This window comes from Corynebacterium sp. KPL4015 (assembly GCF_040225725.1).
Classification (GTDB): domain Bacteria; phylum Actinomycetota; class Actinomycetes; order Mycobacteriales; family Mycobacteriaceae; genus Corynebacterium; species Corynebacterium rhinophilum.
The window spans coordinates 17,105-39,463 of record NZ_JBEHGF010000021.1 but is presented as its reverse complement, the minus strand read 5'-3'; the positions used below and the strand labels follow the sequence as shown (position 1 = coordinate 39,463).

18 protein-coding genes are annotated in these 22,359 nt (G+C 62.0%); 5 read left to right on the top strand and 13 right to left on the bottom strand.

From position 1 onward, the window contains the following. Positions 1 to 32: 32 nt before the first annotated feature. A complete protein-coding gene (locus tag ABRP64_RS08570; protein WP_349866150.1) occupies positions 33 to 1,247 on the bottom strand; it encodes an FUSC family protein in 1,215 nt (404 codons plus the stop codon). Positions 1,248 to 1,424: 177 nt separating this feature from the next. Between ABRP64_RS08570 and ABRP64_RS08565 the strand changes: the two genes are divergently transcribed. Beyond that, complete coding sequence (locus ABRP64_RS08565; RefSeq protein WP_349866148.1) at positions 1,425 to 2,483, top strand: HNH endonuclease signature motif containing protein; 1,059 nt, start codon at positions 1,425 to 1,427, stop codon at positions 2,481 to 2,483. A gap of 311 nt (positions 2,484 to 2,794) precedes the next feature. Here ABRP64_RS08565 and fbaA read toward each other — a convergent pair whose 3' ends face one another. The 8 genes from fbaA to ABRP64_RS08525 form a co-directional block, all read right to left on the bottom strand. Continuing rightward, positions 2,795 to 3,829, bottom strand: a complete 1,035-nt coding sequence (fbaA, locus tag ABRP64_RS08560) for a class II fructose-bisphosphate aldolase (protein ID WP_023024081.1) — start codon at positions 3,827 to 3,829, stop codon at positions 2,795 to 2,797. A gap of 184 nt (positions 3,830 to 4,013) precedes the next feature. Continuing rightward, a complete protein-coding gene (locus ABRP64_RS08555; protein ID WP_349866145.1) occupies positions 4,014 to 5,219 on the bottom strand; it encodes a glycoside hydrolase family 76 protein in 1,206 nt (401 codons plus the stop codon). Between the two features lie 53 nt (positions 5,220 to 5,272). After that, positions 5,273 to 6,034, bottom strand: a complete 762-nt coding sequence (locus ABRP64_RS08550; RefSeq protein WP_502880526.1) for a TrmH family RNA methyltransferase — start codon at positions 6,032 to 6,034, stop codon at positions 5,273 to 5,275. After that, the gene (gene pyrE / locus ABRP64_RS08545) at positions 6,015 to 6,569 is read right to left on the bottom strand and encodes an orotate phosphoribosyltransferase (protein ID WP_349866143.1); all 555 of its coding nucleotides are present in this window, start codon (positions 6,567 to 6,569) and stop codon (positions 6,015 to 6,017) included. Before pyrE ends, ABRP64_RS08550 begins: the two co-directional genes overlap by 20 nt. A gap of 78 nt (positions 6,570 to 6,647) precedes the next feature. Beyond that, entirely contained in the window at positions 6,648 to 8,402 is a 1,755-nt protein-coding gene (locus tag ABRP64_RS08540) for a TtfA family protein (RefSeq protein ID WP_349866140.1), read from the bottom strand. A gap of 70 nt (positions 8,403 to 8,472) precedes the next feature. Then, positions 8,473 to 9,330, bottom strand: a complete 858-nt coding sequence (locus ABRP64_RS08535; RefSeq protein ID WP_349866138.1) for a sulfurtransferase — start codon at positions 9,328 to 9,330, stop codon at positions 8,473 to 8,475. A 44-nt stretch (positions 9,331 to 9,374) separates the two neighbouring features. Beyond that, the gene (gene clpB, locus ABRP64_RS08530) at positions 9,375 to 11,930 is read right to left on the bottom strand and encodes an ATP-dependent chaperone ClpB (RefSeq protein WP_349866136.1); all 2,556 of its coding nucleotides are present in this window, start codon (positions 11,928 to 11,930) and stop codon (positions 9,375 to 9,377) included. 297 nt (positions 11,931 to 12,227) lie between these two features. Continuing rightward, positions 12,228 to 13,604, bottom strand: a complete 1,377-nt coding sequence (locus ABRP64_RS08525; protein WP_284770429.1) for a sodium/glutamate symporter — start codon at positions 13,602 to 13,604, stop codon at positions 12,228 to 12,230. A 131-nt stretch (positions 13,605 to 13,735) separates the two neighbouring features. Between ABRP64_RS08525 and ABRP64_RS08520 the strand changes: the two genes are divergently transcribed. Together ABRP64_RS08520 and ABRP64_RS08515 are read left to right on the top strand one after the other, a co-directional pair. After that, on the top strand, positions 13,736 to 14,953 hold the full coding sequence (locus ABRP64_RS08520; RefSeq protein WP_349866134.1) for an NAD(P)-binding domain-containing protein: 1,218 nt from the start codon (positions 13,736 to 13,738) through the stop codon (positions 14,951 to 14,953). 57 nt (positions 14,954 to 15,010) lie between these two features. Continuing rightward, positions 15,011 to 16,249, top strand: a complete 1,239-nt coding sequence (locus ABRP64_RS08515) for an FAD-binding oxidoreductase (RefSeq protein WP_284783078.1) — start codon at positions 15,011 to 15,013, stop codon at positions 16,247 to 16,249. On the opposite strand, the gene ABRP64_RS08510 is transcribed toward ABRP64_RS08515, so the two are convergent. Further along, a complete protein-coding gene (locus tag ABRP64_RS08510; protein ID WP_284850323.1) occupies positions 16,246 to 17,061 on the bottom strand; it encodes a carbon-nitrogen hydrolase family protein in 816 nt (271 codons plus the stop codon). The two genes, ABRP64_RS08515 and ABRP64_RS08510, sit on opposite strands and share 4 nt — an antisense overlap. A 91-nt stretch (positions 17,062 to 17,152) precedes the next feature. On the opposite strand from ABRP64_RS08510, the gene ABRP64_RS08505 reads away from it, so the two are divergent. Further along, on the top strand, positions 17,153 to 17,416 hold the full coding sequence (locus ABRP64_RS08505; protein ID WP_284852373.1) for a hypothetical protein: 264 nt from the start codon (positions 17,153 to 17,155) through the stop codon (positions 17,414 to 17,416). Beyond that, positions 17,413 to 18,591 carry an alpha/beta hydrolase gene (locus ABRP64_RS08500; RefSeq protein WP_284853708.1) on the top strand — a complete coding sequence of 393 codons (1,179 nt, stop codon included), beginning with the start codon at positions 17,413 to 17,415 and terminating at the stop codon, positions 18,589 to 18,591. The genes ABRP64_RS08505 and ABRP64_RS08500 overlap by 4 nt, the downstream gene beginning before the upstream one ends. A gap of 44 nt (positions 18,592 to 18,635) precedes the next feature. On the opposite strand, the gene exaC is transcribed toward ABRP64_RS08500, so the two are convergent. The 3 genes from exaC to dnaJ all read right to left on the bottom strand — a co-directional run bounded on the left by exaC (position 18,636) and on the right by dnaJ (position 22,322). Further along, positions 18,636 to 20,156, bottom strand: coding sequence for an acetaldehyde dehydrogenase ExaC (gene exaC / locus ABRP64_RS08495; RefSeq protein WP_284770424.1), 1,521 nt, complete (start codon positions 20,154 to 20,156; stop codon positions 18,636 to 18,638). Positions 20,157 to 20,568: 412 nt separating this feature from the next. Next, on the bottom strand, positions 20,569 to 21,096 hold the full coding sequence (locus tag ABRP64_RS08490; protein ID WP_284770423.1) for a heat shock protein transcriptional repressor HspR: 528 nt from the start codon (positions 21,094 to 21,096) through the stop codon (positions 20,569 to 20,571). 20 nt (positions 21,097 to 21,116) lie between these two features. Then, the gene (gene dnaJ, locus ABRP64_RS08485; protein ID WP_284783087.1) at positions 21,117 to 22,322 is read right to left on the bottom strand and encodes a molecular chaperone DnaJ; all 1,206 of its coding nucleotides are present in this window, start codon (positions 22,320 to 22,322) and stop codon (positions 21,117 to 21,119) included. Positions 22,323 to 22,359 lie beyond the last annotated feature (37 nt).

Sequence of the window (22,359 nt, the reverse complement as noted above, 5' to 3'; positions counted from 1 at the left end):
CCCCGCTCGGCGGATATGCGGGCGAGGTCCTGCTAATTCTGCCCCTTTTGCTTATCTTTACGCTCCCACACCTCTGGCGGGAACGCCGGGTGCGTAGAGGTAGGAACCAGGTGCGCGACGGCGGACTCGCGCGAAAGCCCGCAGACCATAAGCATGTCCACGACGATGGACCTCGTCTGCGCGAGGATCGTAAAGGCAGAAAGCGTCGCGTCTTCTTCGATAAGATCCATGCCTGCTTGACCGCCCACGTAGCGCAGCCGCTGCACGAGTTCGGGTATCTCTATCGCCTCATCGTGGTCCCGCTTTTGCCGGCCGTAAAGCTCTCCCACCGCGAGGATAATTTCTGATAGCTCTTCTAGGAGCTCTAGCTGCTTTGCGGATACGGTATCGCCGTCTTCAGTAAGCACTAGCGCGCGGCGCGATAGCACCCGCACCCCGCGCACCGCATTATCTACCGGCAATAGGATGCGCTCTAGGGACCGAATGCTCCTGCGCGAGGTCCACAAAAGCGGCGATACTTCCGATGCCTCCCTGCCCGATTGCGCCGCGCTCAGCAGCGTATTCACGTCATTTTGCGTGCCGCGCACCGCATCGCGGGCATCGCGAATAATCTCGGGATTGGTATCGCGGATGCCATGCGTGACGTCGTTGAGAATGCTGGATGCAATCCTCAACACCTTCGACACCTCGCGCCGAGCTTCCTTCAGCGGGGAATTCGGGATAAGCGCAATCGTGATAAGCCCAATGCCGGAACCAATCATCGCGTCGATGGCCCGGTGCAGGCCACCCGGTCCCTCGGTGGGCGGAAAAATCGTGGCAATAAGGATGGAACCAAAGACAATCTGGTTGGACACCAGCGGCGATTTCGTAATAAAAGACCCCACAACCAGGCCTGCTCCCACAATGAAGAGGATCTGGAACGGCCCCTGCCCCACCACTTGGAACAGCAAATCGCCCAAGGCCACGCCGACGATGCCGCCCAGTGACATCTCCACTGCCCTTTTCATCCTGTCCCCGCCCGAAAGCCCCAGAATGATGACAGCCGAGATGGGCGCGAAGAACGGCTGCGGATGCCCAAAGAGGGAGCTAGCCACCCAATACGCCAATGCGGCACCGACGGTGGCCTGGATTATATAAACGAAGCGCGAACGGATGCGTTGCAGACGCGATAATACTGAACGGTCCACCACCCGCAGCATTTGCCTCGTTGAGACTCTTTGTTTCGCTTCCGACATGTCCTCCAGCATAGAAGACCGCTGTCTACCACCGCCCCCGAATACCCGCATCCCGGCCTGCGCCAGGTTGTGGATAACCCGCTGTATGCGTGCGACACCAACCCCCGCCGCGCGAGAATTCCACAGAATCGCCGTTTCGCCTTGCTCATCCATTGCCGCGCACCCGTACCGCATTTACGGTCAGGAGCCGTGAACACAGAATTTTTGCAACTTTGCCGTCGCGGTGTGGACCTCGTCGCCGAGTTTCAGGGATGCTCCGAACAGCAGCTCATCGAAGCCGGCGCCAGCCAGCTCCTCGCCGCGCAACTCGCCCGCCTCCAGCACACATATTTCGGCCGCACCTCCAATAGCCGCAAGCAGCGCCTCGCCTGCGAGGCCGCTCGTTCTCGCGGCCACGACCTCGCCATCCTCGAAAGCATCGAGTCTTTCGCCCACCGCGTGAAAGACACCAACCGCAGTTGGGATCTTCGCCTAGAGCTCTGCCGCGCAGAAGCCCACCTGATTCCGGCAATCGCAAAGAAGCGCCTCAAACAGCTCAATCCCGCCAAGCGTCCCTCGCACGGCGTCCGCTATCCCCGACGCCCCGATGGTCCCCACACCATCTCCATCACCGCGGAGCCCACTGATATCGCGGATATCAAGGGCGTTCTCGCTTCCGTGGATAAGGAAAACCCGCTCGCAGCCGCCAAGCAGGTCATCCTCGAGGGCAATCCCGGCGCGCTGCCTGCGGTGCATACCAATGTGATCGTCACCCTTGACCAGCTAGACCGCATCACTGCTGGCCAGGGCGATGACATCATGCTTCAGCTTTCCAACGGCGCGCGCATGTCCGGCACCCAGCTCGTCGCCCGGACCCTCGCCCAACGCGGTTACGTGAGCTTGGTCCATCCTGAGCACGGCGCGGTGAACCTGTATCGCACCGAGCGCATGGCCAGCTGGAAGCAGCGCATGCTAGCCCGCGCGGAACATCCTATTTGCGCTTGGCCCGGCTGCTCCACGCCTGCCGATGACGCCCAAGTCCACCACCTCACCGCCTGGGCAGCCGGCGGCCCCACAAACCAAGAAAACCTCGTAACGCTCTGCGCTCATCACAATGCGGTGAATCAAGATGATGATTCCCGCCCCACCGCACGCGGGCGCATGGTTCGCATCAAGGGCCGCATCGCCTGGATCCCGCCGTGGAGCGGCAACCCGCGGTTTATCCCCTCACCCGCCTATTCACCACGACCAACGAGGAGTTCCGCCTAGCCCTCACCTGACCCACCCAGTCCGGCCGGTCTGCCTAGTCCGCCTCCTCCACTGGGACCGCCGGTCCTGCCGTGTCCACCCGACCTGGCCAGCCTAATTTCTGCCCAATCTCGCTGGCATCGCTGGTCTGGCATACCTGCCTGCTCTGTCTCATCCCCGGCAAGGTCCCGCCGCGTCCTCGCGCCCCACAGATAGGCTCAGCGATAGGTCTAGAAATGGGACTAGAAATAGGAAAAGCCGCCTCCCGCATAGGGGGAAGCGGCTACTTCGTCGTGCCTACTGCGAGATCTCGCCTTCGGCTTAGACTCGTCCTACTTTGCCGTGGTCTTACCCACGGAGTGGAGGTCCTGGCATGCCTCGATGACGCGCTCGGACATACCCTGCTCTGCCTTCTTCAGGTAAGAGCGTGGGTCGTAGACCTTCTTGTTGCCTACCTCGCCGTCAATCTTGAACACGCCGTCGTAGTTTTCCATCATGTGGCGAGCTACTGGGTTGGTAAACGCATACTGGGTATCGGTGTCCACGTTCATCTTGATGACGCCGTAGCGCAGCGCCTCTTCGATCTTCTCCTTCTCAGAGCCGGAACCGCCGTGGAATACGAAGTCAAAGGCGTGCTCACCCTCGCTCAGGCCGAGCTTCTTCTGCGCAACCTTCTGGCCCTCCAGCAGAACCTCGGGGCGCAGCTTCACGTTGCCCGGCTTGTAGACGCCGTGCACGTTACCGAAGGTAGCGGCCAACAGGTAGCGGCCCTTCTCGCCGGTGCCCAGTGCATCGATGGTCTTTTCAAAGTCTTCCGGGGTCGTGTACAGGTTATCTCCGGCCTTGGCCTCGACACCGTCTTCTTCACCGCCGACAACGCCAATCTCTGCCTCGAGAATGATGTGTGCCTTCTTCGCCTTCTCCAGAAGCTCCTGAGCGATGACCAAGTTTTCATCGATCGGAATAGCAGAGCCGTCCCACATGTGGGACTGGAACAGCGGGTTCTCGCCGCGGTCGACGCGCTCCTGGGAGATGGCCATCAGCGGACGAACGTAATCATCCAGAACTTCCTTCTGGCAGTGGTCGGTGTGCAGGGCGATATTGACGCCGTAGTGCTTCGCTGCCTCGTGTGCGAAGGCGGCTAGGGCCTGAGCACCTTTAACCTTGTTCTTGACCGCGAGGCCAGAGCCGAACTCTGCACCACCGGTGGAGAATTGGATGATGCCGTCAGACTCTGCCTCGGCAAAGCCCTTCAGTGCTGCGTTGATCGTTTCAGACGAGGTGCAGTTGATGGCTGGGAATGCGAAGCCGTTCTGCTTCGCGGTGTCCAGCATCTGGTTATACGCCTCGGGGGTTGCAATTGGCATGAAATTCCATCCTTAAGTGGGATTGCGGTCAAACACGTTCCAACACCCAATTATGCCCACATTTCCGGATTTCCGCCGCAAAATTTGTGTGACATTTCCTGTGTTTACTGCCCAACTCTCAAAAATGCAGCGCCCCCACACGGCAAACCCCGCGCTAGGCGTTTAAAAGCACGGTTAAACGCAGCTAATCGCGACCCGATTTTTCATGCAGGTCACGAGCTACCCGGGCGCACGCCTCCAGAAGCATCCACCCAGACAGCTGCACGGATAGGTCGCGCTCATCCACGCGAATGATGCCCATCTTTTCACTGACGGTCGTGTGCCCGAAGCCGTAGTTGTGCGGTAGGCGGGCATCGGCAGTCCAATCAGAGCCAAAAATTGGCAGGCCATCGACCTCGAGCCGGTGCTCCCACACGGATTCGGCAGACGCCACCACCATGCGGGTCGCCAACTTTTTGGTGGCCCGGTTCGCGGGCGAGTCTCCGGGCAACCGCACAGCAACATCAGCAAGATAGCGCATCAGGATGCCCTTAAACAGGCCGCCATCACCATCACCGGTCTCCCAATCCACGACGCCAGACGGAGTCGCCATCCCAGAAGCAATAGCCTGCACCAGGCCACGGATCTTGATGATGTAGCTCATCATCTCGGATGCCAGTTCGGCCTCGTAAACGCTGTCGATCTGCTCCAGCTTGCCGATGCTCGACTCCTCCCGCATCGCCAACACAATCTCCAGGCATGCCCCCAACATCACGCCTTGGCAATACGGGTGGACTTGTTTGACGATCTCAGGGCCATCCATGCGCATGCGCACGCCGTCCATGATGAAGCCATCTTCATTCACCAGGTTGTCGTAGACCCAGTCAACAATGCGGCGGGCCGCGGTAATCTTTCCCATCCGCGCCAGCATGATGGCTCCGGGCCCATTGGCCGGCACGTTCATGAAGTTCTCGCCATCACGCCACGGCAATATGCCCAGCGAGTCATCGAGGCCCTCGGTGATATTTCCCTGCAAAGACGCTAACGCCTTGGGCGGTTTCATCTTTTTTACCTCGCCCACGCGCCCTAGGGCGAGGGCGAGCCAGGCTTTGTCGTCGAAGTACTTATTCTTGGTCAGCTTCGCCAGATTCCGGACGCGGATCCCGCGCGTGGTGTCGAGGATGCGCTGGCGGCGGGCCTTAGTATTCTTCCGCTCCGCCGCATCGACGAGGCAATCGAGGTAGTGCGCCTGCCACCAGTAGTGCCAGTGTACGAGGAGTTTTTCTTTCGTGGTGGGCGGCCAGCTGACGATGGCGAGGTTGGTCCGCGGCAGGCCCCATACGGAATGCGCATGGCGCTCATCAATGGCGGTTTCCGCGAGTTCGGCGCGGTGGGCCCACTTTTCTTCCACGATTTCTTTATCACTCCAGTAGCAAGGTTTATTACAGTTAGTGTAACGATCTCTTACCAGGAATTGTGCAGATCGGCGTGCTGCCGGATCCAGGTATGCATGGCGATGCCCGCGGCCACACCAGCGTTGATGGACCGCGTGGAGCCAAATTGCGCGATGGAGCAGGTCATGAGGGCGGCATCTTGCGCGGCGGCGCTTACTCCGGGACCTTCTTGCCCGAATAGCAGCAGGCTGCGTTCCGGCAGTTCGGCGGTTTCGAGGGGCACGCAACCGGGGGTGTTATCAATGGCCACGACCGTGAGGTTTTCCTCGGCTGCCCAGGCAATGAGCTTATCGACGCTCTCATGGTGCCGCAGATGCTGATACCTATCCGTCACCATGGCGCCGCGGCGGTTCCACCGGCGCCGCCCCACAATGTGGACGGTATCGACGGCAAAGGCATTGGCGGTGCGCACGACGGTGCCGATATTGGCGTCATTTTCAAAGTTCTCGATGGCGATATGCAGGCTGTGCCGCCGCTTATCGATGTCCCCCTTAATCGCCTCCCTCCGCCAATACCGATACGCGTCGACGACATTGCGCCGGTCGCCCTCGCGCAGGAGCTCCGGATCGTATTTTTCAGCCTCCGGCCCTTGCGGCCAGGGCCCTTCCCAGGGCCCCACGCCGTGGCGGCCCTCATTCCATTCGGTCGGCCCCTTCGCCTCCTCGGGCTGTTCTCGCTGCTCCTGCTGCTCTGGTTGCGCAGAACTCTCGGCCTGCCCGGCGGGCGCCTCTTGGCGTGCCTGGTCCATCTCGTTACGCGAGTCCAAGGTCATCCAAGCAAAGCAGGGAACGGTATTCAAGGCCCTCGGCCGAGATGACGTCCTCGGCTCCGGTGGCGCGGTCAACGACGGTAGCTACGCCAACTACTTCTGCTCCAGCTTCGCGCAATGCGGCGACTGCTGTGAGCGGCGAGTTGCCGGTCGTGGTGGTGTCCTCGACGACCAGCACCTTCTTTCCGGTCACATCCACGCCCTCGATGCGGCGCTGCATGCCGTGCTTTTTGGCTTCTTTGCGCACGACGAAGGCGTCGATATCGCGGCCATCGGCATGCATGATGGAGGTCGCTACCGGGTCCGCGCCAAGGGTTAAGCCTCCGACGGCAGCAAAATCCCAATCCGCGGTGAGCTCGCGAAGCAAGGACCCGATGAGGTGGGAGGCTTCGTGGTGCAAGGTCGCACGGCGCAAATCGACGTAGTAATCGGCCTCTTTGCCCGAGGACAAAGTCACCTTGCCGTGCACAACGGCAAGCTCCTTGACCAGTTCCGCGAGACGCTTCTTCTTGTCTTCTTGCAGGTGCACTTCAGTCATCGCATTGCTCCTTTTCTAGAGTGTTCTTCGGAGTGTGAGGGAAATCCCTGGCTATGTGGGCCAACGCAACATTCTAGGCTACTCCCCCTGCTGCGGCTCGGAATCGTCACCGCGGTCTTTATCATCGTTCTCCCGTCCAGCGGCCGAGCCACTGACGTCTTGGGAGGCAGCGTCGAGGCCGTCGCCAGAAGCATCACCCGAAGCGTCGCCGAAGATGGAAGCCTCCCCAAATTGCTGGCGCGGCAGGCGGGCAGTGCCTGAGTCGGGCGTGGGGCGTTCATTGCCATCGGCAATGGCATCGACCTCGTCCGCCCCAATCGCCGTGTGTTCAACCGGGCCGCGGGTCTCGGAGTACGTGCGCGAGGGCATATCCAACGGTTCCTCCGGCCGTTGAATGACCGGCCGGGAAAACTCCGGCTGCCCCGCCGCCGCTGTTCCACCCACCGCATCGACCACAGGTGCCGCGGGAATTTCCCTGGCTGGGTCCAAGTCCTCAAGGTGGATGGTATGCACGGAGGAGGAACGGGGTGGGAGGACGCGGGAAGCATCGGCAAGTAAAGCCAGGGGTGAGAGCATTGCCTCCCAATCCGCGGTGCGCGAATGCTTGGTGGTTTGTGCCAAAACCCACTCGGTCTCCAGCCACAGCGCCGAGACCACCTCCGGCATGCGTTGCAGTGCGATGCGCACGCGTTCGTCTACCATCCGCTCCGTCACGCCGCGATCGGAGGAATATACATCGAAACCTTCGATGCTCATGGCCATTAACAGGTCCTCGGACATTTCGGCCTCCTGGCTGCCGAAACGCTGGAAATCAATGACCACATCCGATGCAGCTCCCGTCCGCATCGCCATCACATTCACGCCGTCGATATCCATCAGCAACATTTCGTGGCCATACACGTTGCCGGCAACGATGTCTTTCGGCGCGGCGCCGGAGGAGGCCACTCCCCTTGTCCATTCATCGACAAGGTACTGGTCCGACTTCATGTACTCAAAGCCCCGGGTCTCCGCCCAGTTCTTGCGCTCCCGACGAATGGTGCCAGGGATAAGCGGCCGCGGCCGCCCTACCGGCTTAGGCTTTGCGTGACCTTCCGGTTGTTCTTCAGTCCCCTCTTGGCCTGCCTCTTCGAGGGAGTCAGCCGCACCCGATTCCGTTTCTGCGCCAGCTTCCGACGTCTCTTCAGTGCTGCCTGCAGTGTTGGCACGGGCAGCACTGCCAGCACTGCCAGTATTACTGGCACTGCCGGCGTTATCGGAACTGCTGGTGCTGTCGGAGCCGGTTGCATGGGCGTCATTGGGGCCGGCGGTAGAGGCGGTGGCGTTGGCGGCAGTGGCAGCAGTGGCGGCGCTGCCTTTTACAACGCCATTATCTGAAACAGCCTCGGAGTCGTTAGCGCGGGCTTCGTCGCTGGCATTGGCGTCACTGGCGCTATCTTCACTCGCCCTGTCATCACCGCTGCGGCCTGATTCGCCTGCAGCGCGATGGTGACGGCCTGAAGAGGTAGCGGAGGAAGAATCGGATTCAACATCGGGGGACGGCGAGTACTTCGCCGCGAAACCGGGGTGGTCCTCAGCACCGCCTTCGCTCTCAGGATCTGTAACGGCCTCAGAGCCTGCGGCGTCTTCCGCATCCTCTTCAGTTTCCCCCTTAGTTTCGGGGCGTGCGTGGGAAGGCGCATCCTGGTCTTCCCAGGTGTCCCAGCCTTTCCGGTCGTGCTGGGATGCAGTATCGCGCTGGGCATCGGCTACGCGCTGCGTGCGGTCGTAGTACAGCAAAAAGCCACCGGCGATGCCGAGCACGAGTGCGAAAATCAGGAGTAAAGAAGCCATCATCTCCCGATAATAATAGGTACCGGCACCCCACGGTGCCGGTACCAGTCGGAATCGGAGCGATTAATTGGAATTAATCGTCAACCGAAGTCCTATTCCCGCGTTCCACTGGGTTGGTCGGGTCTGCAGACCACTGCGACCAGCCACCGATGTAGTGACGCAGGCCGGTAAATCCTGCGTCCTCCATCGCTGCGAGTGCCAGCGCGGAGTGGTTGCCCGAACCGGAATAGATAATTGCGTCCTTGGTGTTTTCCTGGGTCAATCCAGCCGCGGCCAGCACCTCACGGATTTCATCCGGGGACTTCAACGTGCGCACCCCATCGTTGTGGAAGAGGCGCTCGGGAACATTGACCGCACCCGGGATGTGGCCTGCCTTCAAGTCCAGGTTCTCGCGGCGGCCGGCAAAGCGGTTGCTCGAGCGCGTATCGATGAGCACGCCATCGTGCTCGCGGACGTCATCAATCGTGGCGGTAGGCAGCTGGCCGGGAGTGACCTCGAACGTCGAGCCGACCGCGATATTGCCCGGCCCCGTCAGAGTTTGGTAACCGTGCGCGAGCCAGTTTTCCAGACCGCCATCGAGGATGCGCACATCAGTCAGGCCTGCCCACCGCAGCGTCCACCACGCACGGCCAGCAAAAAGCCCGCGGCCTTCGTCATAGACCACTACGGGGCGGTCTTCCTGCAGGCCCCAAGAACGGATCCAGGACTGCAACTTATCTTCGTCCGGAAGCGGGTTGCGGCCATTGCGCGAGCCGGGAAGGCCGACGAAGGCCGCGCCGGTATCACCAAAAAGTGCGGTGGGAATGTGCTGGGAAGCAAAGTCGATGAAGCTTTGGCCCGTCTTGGGCTGCCAGTGGGTGCCGAGGAGGGTGAAACGATCGCCGTGGTAGATGGATTCTTTGAGTTCCTGCGGGGAAACTAAAATGCTCATGCCTTCCAGTCTAAAGGCATGAGCATTATTTTTCGCCCGGTAATTTAGCGAGCAGAAATATCCAGCTCCGCGCCGCCATCGGCGACGTCAACGTGGACGGTATCGCCATCGGCAATATCGCCAGCCAAAAGCTTCTTCGCTAGCTTGTCACCGATAGCCTGCTGGATGGTCCGGCGCAGCGGGCGGGCACCGTAGGCGGGGTCATAGCCGCGGTCAGCCAACCAGGACTTGGCGGAATCGGATACCTGCAGCGTCAGGCGGCGGGCCTCCAGGCGCTCGGTGAGACCGCGCAGCTGGATGTCCACGATGCCGCGCAGCAGCTCCTCCGACAACGGCTCGAACATCACCACATCATCGAGGCGGTTGATGAACTCCGGCTTGAAGGCACGCTTTACGGCCTCCATGGTTTCGTCCTTCGTACCGCCAGCGCCCAGGTTGGACGTCAAAATGATGACGGTATTGCGGAAGTCGACGGTGCGACCCTGGCCATCGGTAAGCCGCCCCTCATCCAGGACCTGGAGGAGGACGTCGAAGACGTCGGGGTGGGCCTTTTCCACTTCGTCGAAAAGCACGAGCGTATAAGGCCGACGCCGCACGGCCTCGGTGAGCTGGCCACCGGCTTCGTGACCGACGTATCCCGGAGGGGCACCGACGAGCCGGGAGACGGAGTGCTTCTCGCTGTACTCGGACATATCGATGCGCACCATGGCGGATTCATCGTCGAAGAGGAAGTCCGCCAGCGCCTTAGCCAGCTCCGTCTTACCCACGCCGGTAGGGCCGAGGAAGAGGAAAGAGCCGGTCGGGCGGTTGGGGTCAGCCACGCCCGCGCGGGAGCGACGCACGGCATCGGAAACGGCGGTCACGGCCTCGCGCTGGCCGACGACCCGCTTGCCCAACACCGCCTCCATGTTCAGCAGCTTCTCGGTCTCGCCCTGCAACATCTTGCCGGCGGGAATGCCGGTCCACGCGGAGACGACCTCCGCGATGGTATCCGGGCTGACCTCCTCATCCAGCATGGTATTGCGCTGGGCGGCGGCCTTTTCCTCGGCTGCTGCCAGGTCCTTTTCCAGCGGCGGGATCTTGCCGTAGTTGATCTCGGAGGCTAGGGCGAGGTCGCCATCGCGCTCGGCAATTTCTGCTTGGCGGCGGAGATCGTCGAGTTCTTCCTTGATATCCTGCACGTCATCGATGGCCTTCTTCTCGTTGGCCCAGCGCGCCTTGAGCTCGCCGAGCTTTTCGCGCTGGTCCGCGAGCTCGCCTTGCAGGGCGGCCAGGCGGTCCTGGGAGGCGGCGTCGGATTCCTTCTTCAGCGCGAGCTCTTCAATCTCCATGCGGCGAACGATGCGCTCAAGCTCATCGATTTCCTGCGGCGAGGAGTCGATTTCCATGCGCAGGCGGGAACCGGCTTCATCGACTAGGTCGATGGCCTTATCCGGCAGGAAGCGGTTGGTGATGTAGCGGTTCGATAGCTCCGCTGCCGAAACCAAGGCCGAGTCCATGATGCGCACGCCGTGGTGTACCTCGTAGCGCTCCTTGAGCCCGCGCAGGATACCGATGGTGTCTTCCACGGACGGCTCTGCAGCATAGACCTGCTGGAAACGCCGCTCGAGGGCGGCGTCCTTTTCGATGTATTTGCGGTACTCATCCAGCGTGGTTGCACCGACGAGGCGCAGCTCGCCGCGGGCCAGCATGGGCTTGATCATGTTGCCGGCGTCCATGGAGCCTTCGCCGGTAGCGCCGGCGCCGACGATGGTGTGCAGCTCATCGATGAAGGTGATGATTTCGCCCTCAGATTGCTTGATTTCATCCAGCACAGCCTTAAGGCGCTCCTCGAACTCGCCGCGGAACTTGGCGCCGGCGACCATGGAGCCGAGGTCCAGGCTGATAAGCGTCTTGCCCTTCAAGGACTCGGGGACGTCGCCAGCCACGATGCGGCGGGCCAGGCCCTCAACGATCGCAGTTTTGCCGACGCCCGGCTCACCAATCAACACCGGGTTATTCTTCGTCCTGCGCGAAAGCACCTGGACGACGCGCCGGATTTCCTGATCGCGCCCAATGACCGGGTCGATCTTGCCCTCGCGCGCCCGCGCGGTGAGGTCGGTGGCGTACTTTTCCAGGGCCTGGAATTGGTCTTCCGGGTTCTCCGAGGTCACCTTGGCGGCCCCGCGCACGGAGGGGAAGGCGCCCTTAATGGCGTCGTAGGTTGCGCCGCGGCCGGTCAACAGCTCGGCAGCGTCGGTCTTCGAACCGGCGATGGCGGCGAGGAGGACTTCGGTGGACACGAACTCATCGCCAAGCTCGCCCGCCAATTCCTGCGACTTGGTCAGTACGTTCAGGCCATCCCGGTTGAATTGCGGGTTAGACATATTGGCGCCCTCGGCGCTGGGATAAGAGTTAACCAGCTCGCGCGCTTCCTTCAACACGGTATCCGGGTCAACGCCGGTGGCCTTAAGCACCGGCTCGGCGATGCCGCCTTCCTGCCCAAGAATGGCCGCCAGCAAGTGCGCCGGGCGGATATCCGGGTTGCCATTCGCGGACGCGGTCTGCAGGGCTTCCTGCAGCGCCTCTTGTGTCTTGGTGGTGGGGTTAAAAGAACTCATGTGTACGTTTCTCCTTCTAAGATTTATTCATCCATTTTAAGGATTCACTTGGTATAACGCACATAAAGTTGAGCCTATTCCACTCAACCCGAACTTTTTGAGTCCATCCGGCTCAACTTTCCGGTTTCTGCCACAACAGCCCTACCGAAGTTCGGCCGGTCCAGGAGTGGGGGCGCACGGTGTAATCGAGGTGGGGGCTTAGGGGCCCGGCAAGCAAGCGAAGTGGCGGCACGCCAAAGCCGGGCCGCCACACCAAAAATGTGGGAGCCCGGCTTGCACAGAGTGGATTTGTGAAGGCTAGGTTTCTTGTTTCTGGCCCACGTGGCCGATGCCCTCTTTGAAAATCGTGCCGCGCGGCGGAAGCAAGCCCATGAATTTGAACGTCAGGTACACGCCGATGGAAATGGCCAGCGAGACTGCACCGAACGCGCCGGTAAACCCGTACATCACGGCCATCGGCGCGATGATGGTCCACGAAATCTCGAAGGGGCCGAAGCCGATGTAGGCCATGCCGTATTCGGAAAGCGTTCCGGATTTCAGCTTCGGATCGACGATCTTAAGCACGGCGATGCCGGTAGCCACGGTAGCCGTCGCCCAGCCCCAGCCGAAGATGCCGCGCTCGATCCAGCGCTCGCCAAAGAACTCTGCGGGGAACCACATCAAGAAGAAGGTACAGAAGATGGTACCCAGAATGAACAGGACCAGCAGCGCCTGCCAGTAGGAAGCGATAGCGGCAGGAACAATGGCGGCCACGCCGAAGGCGATGAGGTAATCGGTAGCGGCACCGGAGATGGAGGATACGGAATCCTTATCCAGGTAATCCTCGGCGCCGACGAAGTTCATGATGGCGCGGAAGATGAGGCCGATAACCATGGACATCGCAAAGAGCGGGATGGAAACATTTTCCCAAATGCTAGAAATGCCCTTATTGACGCCGTACGCCGTCATAACCGTGAGGATGATGAAGCCGAAGTGCAGCGCGAGCGGCTCGATGGAAGAAGGGTTGGTGGTCGCGCGACCAAGGGAGGGGCGCTCATCTAGGTTCTTGATATAGCCGCGGCGAATCTCTTCCGGCAGCTCCTTGGGGACGTAAGACACCTTGCCCTTGCGGATGCCCCAGTTACCAGCGATGACACCGCCGATAATCGCGGCCAGGGTGCCGACGGTCGCGGAGGTAAAGCCCAAAGACGCTGCCGCCTCGGCGCCGACGCCTTCCAGCGCGCCACCCACAGCGGCGGCCGTGCCGAAGCCACCTGTAAAGCCAACTGGCAGCATCATGCCGAACCAGTTGGGGGTATCAAAGACTGGGGCGAAGAAGAGCAAACCCAGCACGATGAACAGACCCCACTGGCCGGTAAACATCATGGTGGAATAGCCCCACATATTGCGCGCGCCCTTGCCCATGTTGCCGCCGACCTCCATGGAATACGCCATCGAGGCAAAGACCACGGCGATCAGGATTGAGGTGTAGTCGCCGAGGTTATCGGAGAAGTTGATCCACCCCAGCACGTTGGGCCCGACGAGCAGGCCGATTAGGCCGGCGGTAATGGGGGCAGGCAGCAATAAGTCCTGGAAGATAAACTTCACTTGGTGGCGCAAAATATTGCCGATGACCATGAGTAAGGAAATCCAACCCACGTCCAGCATGAGCGTATAAGCGGAAAAATCTTCCATGGGAATCCTTTCTAGCTGTGCAGTTATGGCAGGTCGCTCACGTGCAGCGAGCGCGCAGATAAAAAGTACATTACATATCATGTAGTGAGCCACAACATACGGCGGATTTTCACCCCCGCTACAATGGCACGGTGGAGCACTACCTCAGCATCATCATCGGCGCGGGCCAGGCAGGCTTGGCGACGGCCCACCAGCTCACCTCCCGCGGCCTTATCCCCGCCCAAGACTTTTTGCTTATCGATGCCAACCCCGCCCCCGGCGGCACCTGGCGTCACCGGTGGGATTCCCTGACGCTAGGAAAGGCCCATAACATCGCGGATCCGCCGGGCATGCCCGCCCCGCTTGCCGATGCCTCCTCCCCCGCCTCCCAGGTAGTTGCCAACTATTACGGCGCCTACGAAGACAAGTTCCAACTGCGGCCCTACCGCCCGGCGCGCGTCCGCAGCGTCCGTGCCCTGCCCGGAGAACCCGGCGCGCGCGGCGCACGCAATCCCCGCGGCGCACGCGGCGCGTTTCTCGTGACGCTGGAGTCCGGCGAGCAGTTTTCCGCGGGCACCATCGTCAACGCCACCGGCACGTGGGATAGGCCGTATATTCCTTATATTCCGGGCATCGGCAGTTTCGGCGGTCGCCAACTGCACACCAAGGACTATTCGGCGGCGGAGGATTTTGCAGGCCAGCACGTGTTGGTCGTCGGCGGTGGGTTATCCGCGGTGCAGTTTTTATTGGAGCTTGAGGGCATCGCCCAGACCACCTGGGCCACGCGGCGGGCTCCGGATTTTACGGATACGGAGTTTGATAAACAGTGGGGCTTGGATGTGGAAAAGAAGGTCCGCGAGCGGGTCTTTAGTGGCAATCCACCGGCCTCGGTGGTCTCGACCACCGGGATTCCGCGCTGGCAGGAATACCTGGATGCGGTCGAGCGCGGCGTTTTGGTCTCGCGCGGCATGTTCGATGCCATTGACGCGACCGGCGTGCGGTTTGGCGGGTCTGCGGCGGGCGGTGACGCTGCGGCGAGCCGTGAGACGGTGGCGGACGGCGACGCTGCGGTGAGCGGTGAGGTGGCGGGGGCATCGGAAAGCGTGGCGGCATGGCAGCCGTATCCGGCGGGCACCCACTTGGCGGTGGACGTCATCTTTTGGAATACGGGTTTCCGCCCGGTGCTGGACCATCTGGCGCCGTTGCGCTTGCGCTCACGCAAGGGCGGGATTGTCATGCGCAACGAGGTCTCGCCTGTGGCGAACCCGCGGGTCTTCCTCGCCGGCTATGGGTCGACCGCCTCGACGGTGGGGGCGACGCGCGCGGGGCGCTTGGCGGCGCGCGAGGTTATCAAGGTGCTGGGTCTGTAGCCCCGGGGCCAAAATGCGCGCGCTAAAAGGCAGGAAAGCACACTAGGATGGGAAACCATGTGGGAATTGGGCGAGCACTTCCGGAAGTATGCAGACGACTACCGTAATGCGGTGCATGAGCAGTTTTTCCTCATGGTGCCGGAAGCGCGGCAGGTCTTTTCCCTTTCTATGCAGGACACCCACCGGTCCATGGTGCATGCATTGGCGTGGGTGATTGAACACGCAGAGCCCAGCAGCGCCGGTGCGAAGGCAGGGTCCGGGGTTGGGGCTGCGCTGCCCGAGGCCGTCCGGGAGAAGATCGCGCAGCTCGGCCGCGATCACCGCAGGCACGGCTTCCCGGCCGAGGTCTATGCGCGGTTCGAGAAGGCGCTCATCAAAGGCCTGCGGGTGTTGGCGCTGACGCGGTACCAATACGACTTCGCCTGCGCCGTCATCCACCAGGTCTGCGAGGAGATGGCCAGTGCGGCGCGCGAGGCGGACTTGGCTGGGGAGGCGCCGGCGTATTCGGGGCAGGTGGTCGCGGTGGATCGGCCGACGCGCGAAACCGCGGTCATTCGCGTCGAGGCAGGAATGCCCGCAGCCTTCGAGCCGGGGCAGTATTTCCCCGTTACCACCCAGTACCTTCCCGGCCAGTGGCGGATGCTCACCCCCGCGCAGCCAAGCGATGCCACCGGCCAGCTGGTCTTCCACGTCGCCGCGGTGGGCGCGGCCTCGCGGTCGCTTGCGCATACCAAGCCAGGCGATTGGTGGACATTGGGCCGGCCCACCGGCTCCATCTGGCAGGACCTGCGCGCGTTGCGCGGCGGCAGGTTGGTCATCCTGGCCTATGGCACGGGCTGGGCGGCGGCGCGGTGCTTGGCGCTGGCGGCGCGCCAGGCCGCGGATGCGGGCGAGGAGGGCCTCGCGAAGAACCTGGCCCTGCAGATTTTTGCCGTTGCGGATAGCCCCGGCGCGCACTATGACACGCACTTCCAGCAGAACCTTGCGGCCCTCTACCCTGATCTCAGCCTGCGCCGCATCATCCGGCAAGAAAACGACCCATGGTTGCTGGGGGCACGGCCGCTTGCCGATGCCGCCACCCACACCCTCTCCCCCGACCCGACTGATGTAGTAGTCAACGAGGCCGAGTTATCCACAGGCGCGTCCACCCACTTCGCCCTCTTCGGCAGCGCCGAGGAAGTGGCGGAAGCGAGGAAGGGGTTGGAGAAAAGGGGCATCGGCAAGCAGTGGATCTTAAGCCACAGCTGGGGCCGCGACCGAGAGTGGCTGCCGGAGGATTATGCGGCGCAGTCTTAGTCGTTAAGCTCTAGCACCGGCAGGGAGCGGCGCGTCTTCGCTACTTCTTGCGGGTCGATGTCGGCGTAGAGGATTTCGTCTTCGTAGCCGGCCTCGGCCACGCGCACGCCGTTGGGATCGACGATGGTGGAGTGCCCGATGCCGGTCGGGCCCGAGGGCGATCCGGCCTCAGCGTTGCCGCCTGGGCGGGATTGGCCCGCGGCGAGGATATAGCTGGTGGAATCCAGCGCCCGCGCGGCCGTGAGCAGGCGCCACTGCTCCAGCTTGCCGGGGCCATCTGCCCAGCTGGTGGGGACAACGATGAGCTGCGCGCCCTCGCGCGCCAAGTCCTTGAACTGCTCTGGGAAACGGATATCGTAGCAGACCACGACGCCGACGGTAAGGTCATCAACGTCGAAGGTCACCAGGGACTCCCCGGGCTGCACCGTATCGGATTCGCGGTAGTCAAAGGCATCGTAGGTGTGGATTTTCTCGTAGCCGCCCAGCACGCCTGGGCCTGCGACGAGCGCGGTATTGGATACGCGGTTGATGGTCTTGTCCTCGCTTTCGATGGTATCGGCTGGGCAGAACATGCCGACGACGACGGTGACCTCCAATTCCTCCGCCGCTTCCTGTATCGCGGTGGCGAACGGGCCTTCGAGGTTCTGCGCCTGCTCATCTAGGCGTCCCGAGCGGAAGTTCTGCGAGGTGGCCTCGGGCAGCACGATAAGGCGCGCGCCCGCCGCCGCGGCCTCGCGGATTTTATCCAGGGCGAGTTCTTGGTTTTCCTCGATGCTGCCGGTGGAGGTCAATTGCACTGCTGCTACTTTCATAAATCCCAACTTAGTGCAGCGTCACCTAGTTATCCACAGGTTGGCGGTTTTGCCCTCGCGGCTACAGCCCGCAGCGGCCACGCTTAAAGGCATGAGTTATGTAGATATTCCTGAACACCTTCCCGCACATGTACGCAGTTTGAGGGCGCGGCCGGCGGCGGCGTTACCGGAGGCACACTTAAGCGTAGCCTCCCGGACGTCTGCCGCCCTCCAGCGCGCGGTGGCGCAGTGGTCCGAGACGCAGCAACTTAGCGATGCCACCGTTTCCCAGCACCTGCGCAGCCTCCACTCCTTCCTAGACCGCAGCAGCGCGCTCGATTCCTCACTGGCTGCGAACTTGGGGAGGGCGCGATGATTTTATCCACTGCCCTGCGCCACAGCGCTGCGCAGCTTACTGCGGATCACTCTGGACTGCAGAATCACTATGTGGACTCGCACCACGATTGGCGGTCGCTATCGCTGGGTGGACCCGCGGGCGTGGCGGCGCGCTCCAGTTTGGCGGAGGCCACCGAGTGGCTGAGTAGCCCGCTTGGGGAAATGGACCGAGTCATTGAAGTACTCGACCGGCATGCGGACCTGCAGGCCTGGCGCGAGGGAGTGGAGGCGCGGATCATTTCCTTTTTGGGCAAGGTCGATGAGTTTTCTGGCCCCGCCGCGCTGGCTGGTGGCGTGCTGCTGCGGGAGGTGCGCGCGCTTGGCGATGCCCTCGATTGGCTCTGCGCCCAAGAAATCGACGCCCTCTGCACGCCCGCCGGGGTGGAACCACCGCAGCGGCTCGAGGATTTTGCCGATCTCCCCCTCGATACCATCCACGAGATCAGCCTCGCCCAAGCCAGCGACCGCGTGGCGCAGCTGGCCGCGGATAACCCCGATATGCGCATCGTCGAAACCAGCCCCGGCCGGCTGGTAGCGCTGGTGGATCCGGAGGGTTTTCGCACGGAACCCGCCTCCGTCACCACATTCGTTGAAGGCGTGCATTCCTCCGACCCCACCACCTGGCAGCGCGCCGTGGACCGCGGCCGCAATATTGCCACCGCAAGCGGTGGGCCGGCCGCCGTGTGGTTGGGTTACCAGGCCCCGTCGAGCTTGCCGCGCGCCGTGCACGCCGATCCCGCGCGTGCGGCGGGGCAGGAGCTGGCGCGGTTTCAGCGGGGCATCGGCAAGCGGTATCCGGGCGCAAAACGAACGGTGGTGGGCTATTCCTATGGCTCCGTCGTGACCGGATACGCGGCGCGCGAGAAGGAAATCGCCTCCGATATTGTGCTGGTGGGAAGCCCCGGCACGAGCGCCCAGCATGCCCGCGAACTGCACGGCACCGTGTGGGCGGCGACCAATGACAATGACCCCATCGCTATCGCGACGGGGCCACTGAGCGGAATCCACGGCCCGGATCCCACCGTTCAGTCCTTCGGTGCCGCTCCCCTCCCCGGCGCGGATGGCCTGCCCGGGGACCACGGGTCTTATTGGGAGGACCCGCAGTTTCTGCGCGGACTAGGCACGGTGGCTGCCGGGGAATCCAGACCGGATTAACGCGGGCTGTGGGGGCGCCGGTTGTGGGAACGCCAGTTGGGGGCTTAGAACAGGCCTGCGGGGGCGTCCGAGTACGAGACCAGCATGTTCTTGGTTTCCTGGTAGTGGCCGAGCATCATCAAGTGATTCTCGCGGCCCAAGCCGGATTCCTTGTAGCCGCCGAAGGCGCTGTGTGCCGGGTAGTCGTGGTAGTGGTTGACCCACACGCGGCCGGCCTGAATATCGCGCCCGGCGCGGTAACAGATGTTTTGCTGGCGCGACCACACGCCGGCGCCCAAGCCGAAGTTGGTGGTATTAGCGATCTCTATGGCCTCGTCGTAGTCCTTGAACGTCGCTACAGAGAGCACCGGCCCGAAGATTTCCTCCTGGAAGATGCGCATCTCGTTGCTGCCCTTAAATACCGTGGGCTCGATGTAGTAGCCGTTTTCGAGGCCCTCGACCTTGTTCACATGGCCGCCGGTAAGCGTTTCCGCGCCTTCTTCTGGGCCGATCTTGAGGTACTCGGTAATCTTGTCCATCTGCTCCTGGGAGGCCTGGGCGCCCATCATGGTTTCGGTATCCAACGGGTGGCCGATCTTGATCTTCTTGACGCGTTCGATGGCGAGCTCTAAGAACTTATCGGCAATATCCTCATGGACCAGGGCGCGCGATGGGCAGGTGCAGACCTCGCCCTGGTTGAGCGCGAACATGACGAATCCTTCGACGCACTTTTCCAGGTAGGAGTCATCTTCATCCATGATGTCCTTGAAGAAGATGGACGGCGATTTACCGCCGAGCTCCAGGGTGACCGGGATGACCTTGTCTGCGGCGGCCTTATTGATGAGCTTGCCCACTGGGGTGGAGCCGGTAAACGCAATCTTGGCGATGCGGTCCGAACCCGACAGTGCCGCACCGGCTTCCTCACCCACGCCGTTGACGATATTGAGTACGCCATCTGGGAGGAGGTCACCGATGATATCCATGAGCAACAAAATGGATGCCGGCGTTTGCTCCGCAGGCTTGAGCACGATGCAGTTACCAGCGGCTAGGGCCGGTGCGATCTTCCAGGAAGCCATGAGCAGCGGGAAGTTCCACGGGATGATTTGGCCAACCACGCCGAGCGGCTCGTGGAAGTGGTAGGCCACGGTGTCTTCGCTGATCTGAGACAGGCGGCCCTCTTGCGCGCGGATGGCGCCCGCGAAGTAGCGGAAGTGGTCAACGGCCAGTGGGATATCGGCGGCCAAGGTCTCGCGGACGGCCTTGCCGTTTTCCCAGGTTTCCGCAACGGCGATCTTTTCGAGGTTCTCTTCAATCCGGTCCGCGATGCGGTGCAACAAGAGTGCGCGCTCTGCTGGAGTTGTCTTGCCAAAGGTTGCAAACGCCTTTTCCGCGGCATCGATGGCCGCATTGATATCGGCTTCCTTGCCGCGGGCCACCTGACAAAATACTTCACCGGTCACGGGGCTGATGTTGTCCATATATTCGCCATCGACTGGCGGTACCCACTTGCCGCCGATGTAGTTGTCATAGCGGTCGCGGTAGTTGACGATGGCCCCTTCGGTTCCGGGTGCTGCGTACAAAGTCATGATGGTGGTGTCCTCTCGTGCAGAAATTTCGACTGTGGGGTTTGCCGTGTTTGGCGCGTGCCACTACAGGTGTTCTACTGTGTTGTAGCTCACCTGCTTTCCCGTCATAATAATGCACTTTTTTGCATTTCGCACTAAATAGGGGTGGGAAATTAACATTTCTTCACAGACCAAAGTCTGGTTGTGCGGGTGCACCAGCGTCCGGGTGAGGGTGCAGCGGCCTGCGAGAGGGCGCGGGAACGGTAGGGGCCGATGGATCCCGAGAGGTCACCGCGTGTGAACCGAGAGAGCGAGGGACTCTTGGGCAGCAATAAACCCTCCATACCCGTGCGGGCGCTAGGCCGCGGCAAAGGTTTGGAGGGTTTAAATTGAGGTTTCTCGTCCGCAGGACGAATTAGGCGGTTTAGCTGGTTTAGCCGCTGCCGTTTCGGCGGTTGCGCTTGCGATCGCGCGCGGTGCGCGGGCTCCACATCACTACGGAGGTAGACCGCGGAACGTGGACGAGCTCACCGCTGCGTTGGGAACGCCCCGGGACCTGCGAGCCTTGCGGACCTTGCGCGCCGCGGGTGTACTGCCCCTGTGCTTGGGGGTGTTGTGCCCCCGAGCGCTGCCCGGCAGCAAGCTGATCGCGGAGGGCACGGACTTCATCGGCAAGCGCATCGCGCTCGGCCTCTAGCTGGTCGCGTTCTTCGGTTAGCTCGATGATGGATTTGATGCCGGCGAGATTGACTCCATCGTCTTGCGACAGCGCCTGAATCTTGCGGAGCAATTCAATATCGCGATCCGAATAACGGCGGCCCCCGCCGCGGGTGCGGGCCGGGGAGACCAAACCCATGCGGTCATAGGTGCGCAGGGTTTGGGCGTGCATCCCGGAAAGCTCGGCAGCCACGGAAATGACGTAAACGGCGGTGCCGGAGCCTTCTGCCTTTCCAGTACTCATTGTGCAATGCACCTCCTGCCTTAATTGCTCTCCGCGCCGGCCCAGCCTGCGCGGGGATTAAAGCCAGAGTCCTTTTCGGCTTGTGCATAGGTGCGCAGGGCGCTGGAGGCCGCTGCATCGAGCTTGGAAGGCACGGTGACCTGCACGCTCACCAAGAGGTCGCCAGCCTTGCCGGCGCGCTTGGCAATGCCACGCCCACGCACGCGCAAGGTGCGGCCATCCGGGGTACCTGCGGGAATCTTCACGCGGACCGGGCTGTCCAAGGTGGGAACCGTGATGGTGTCACCAAGGGCAAGCTCGGCAAACGAGACAGGGACGGTGATGTGGATATCGTCGCCGTCGCGGGTAAAGACCTTGTCAGGCTTGACGGTAACCGCAACGAAGAGGTCACCGGCCGGGGTGCCATTCGGTCCAGCCTCGCCTTGGCCAGCGATGCGGACCTTTTGGCCATCAATGACGCCGGCGGGGATACGGACCGTGATATTCCGGGTGCGGTGCACCGTTCCGGAGCCGTTACAGTCTGGGCACGGATCTGGGATGCGGCGGCCCGTGCCATCGCAGTCCTTGCACGGGGCGGAAAAACCGAACGCACCGCGGTTTTCCGAGGTGTACCCGGAGCCATTGCAGGTACCACACGTTGAGGTCTTGCCGGAGGAAGAACCCGAGCCGTGGCACGTGGTGCACGGCGCGTTACCGCTTAAGGCCAGCGGGATGGTGGTTCCCTTGGCGGCCTCGCGGAAATCGAGGGTTATTTCCGTTTCGACGTCGGCCCCCCGCGACGGTTTAGCTGAGTGGCCAGCACTACCGCTGCGGTTGAAAACGCTACCGAAGATATCCCCAAAACCGCCGCCTTGAGACGATCCTCCAGTGGCTCCTCCGAAGAGGTCCGAGAGGTCGAAGTCTTGCGCACCTTGTCCACCCATGTTCGTGGATCGAAACCCGCCGGGAAAGCCGGCGCCTCCGTTCCGTCCGAAGCCACCGCCGTTGCGCAGCATGGCCTTGAACTGGTCGTATTCCTTGCGTTCGGAGGCATCGGAAAGCACATCGTATGCTTCCGCAACCCGCTTGAACCGGTCCGCTGCCGCGGGGTCATCGGGGTGGGTATCGGGGTGGTTTTCGCGGGCAAGCTTGCGGTACGCGCGCTTGATCTCGCTTTGGTCTGCGGACGAGGAGACCCCCAGATCCGCATAATAATCTTTGTCTGCCCATTCGGGTTTAGCGCTCACTGGGCATCTCCTCCTTTCAAGAAGAATCGGTTGTAGT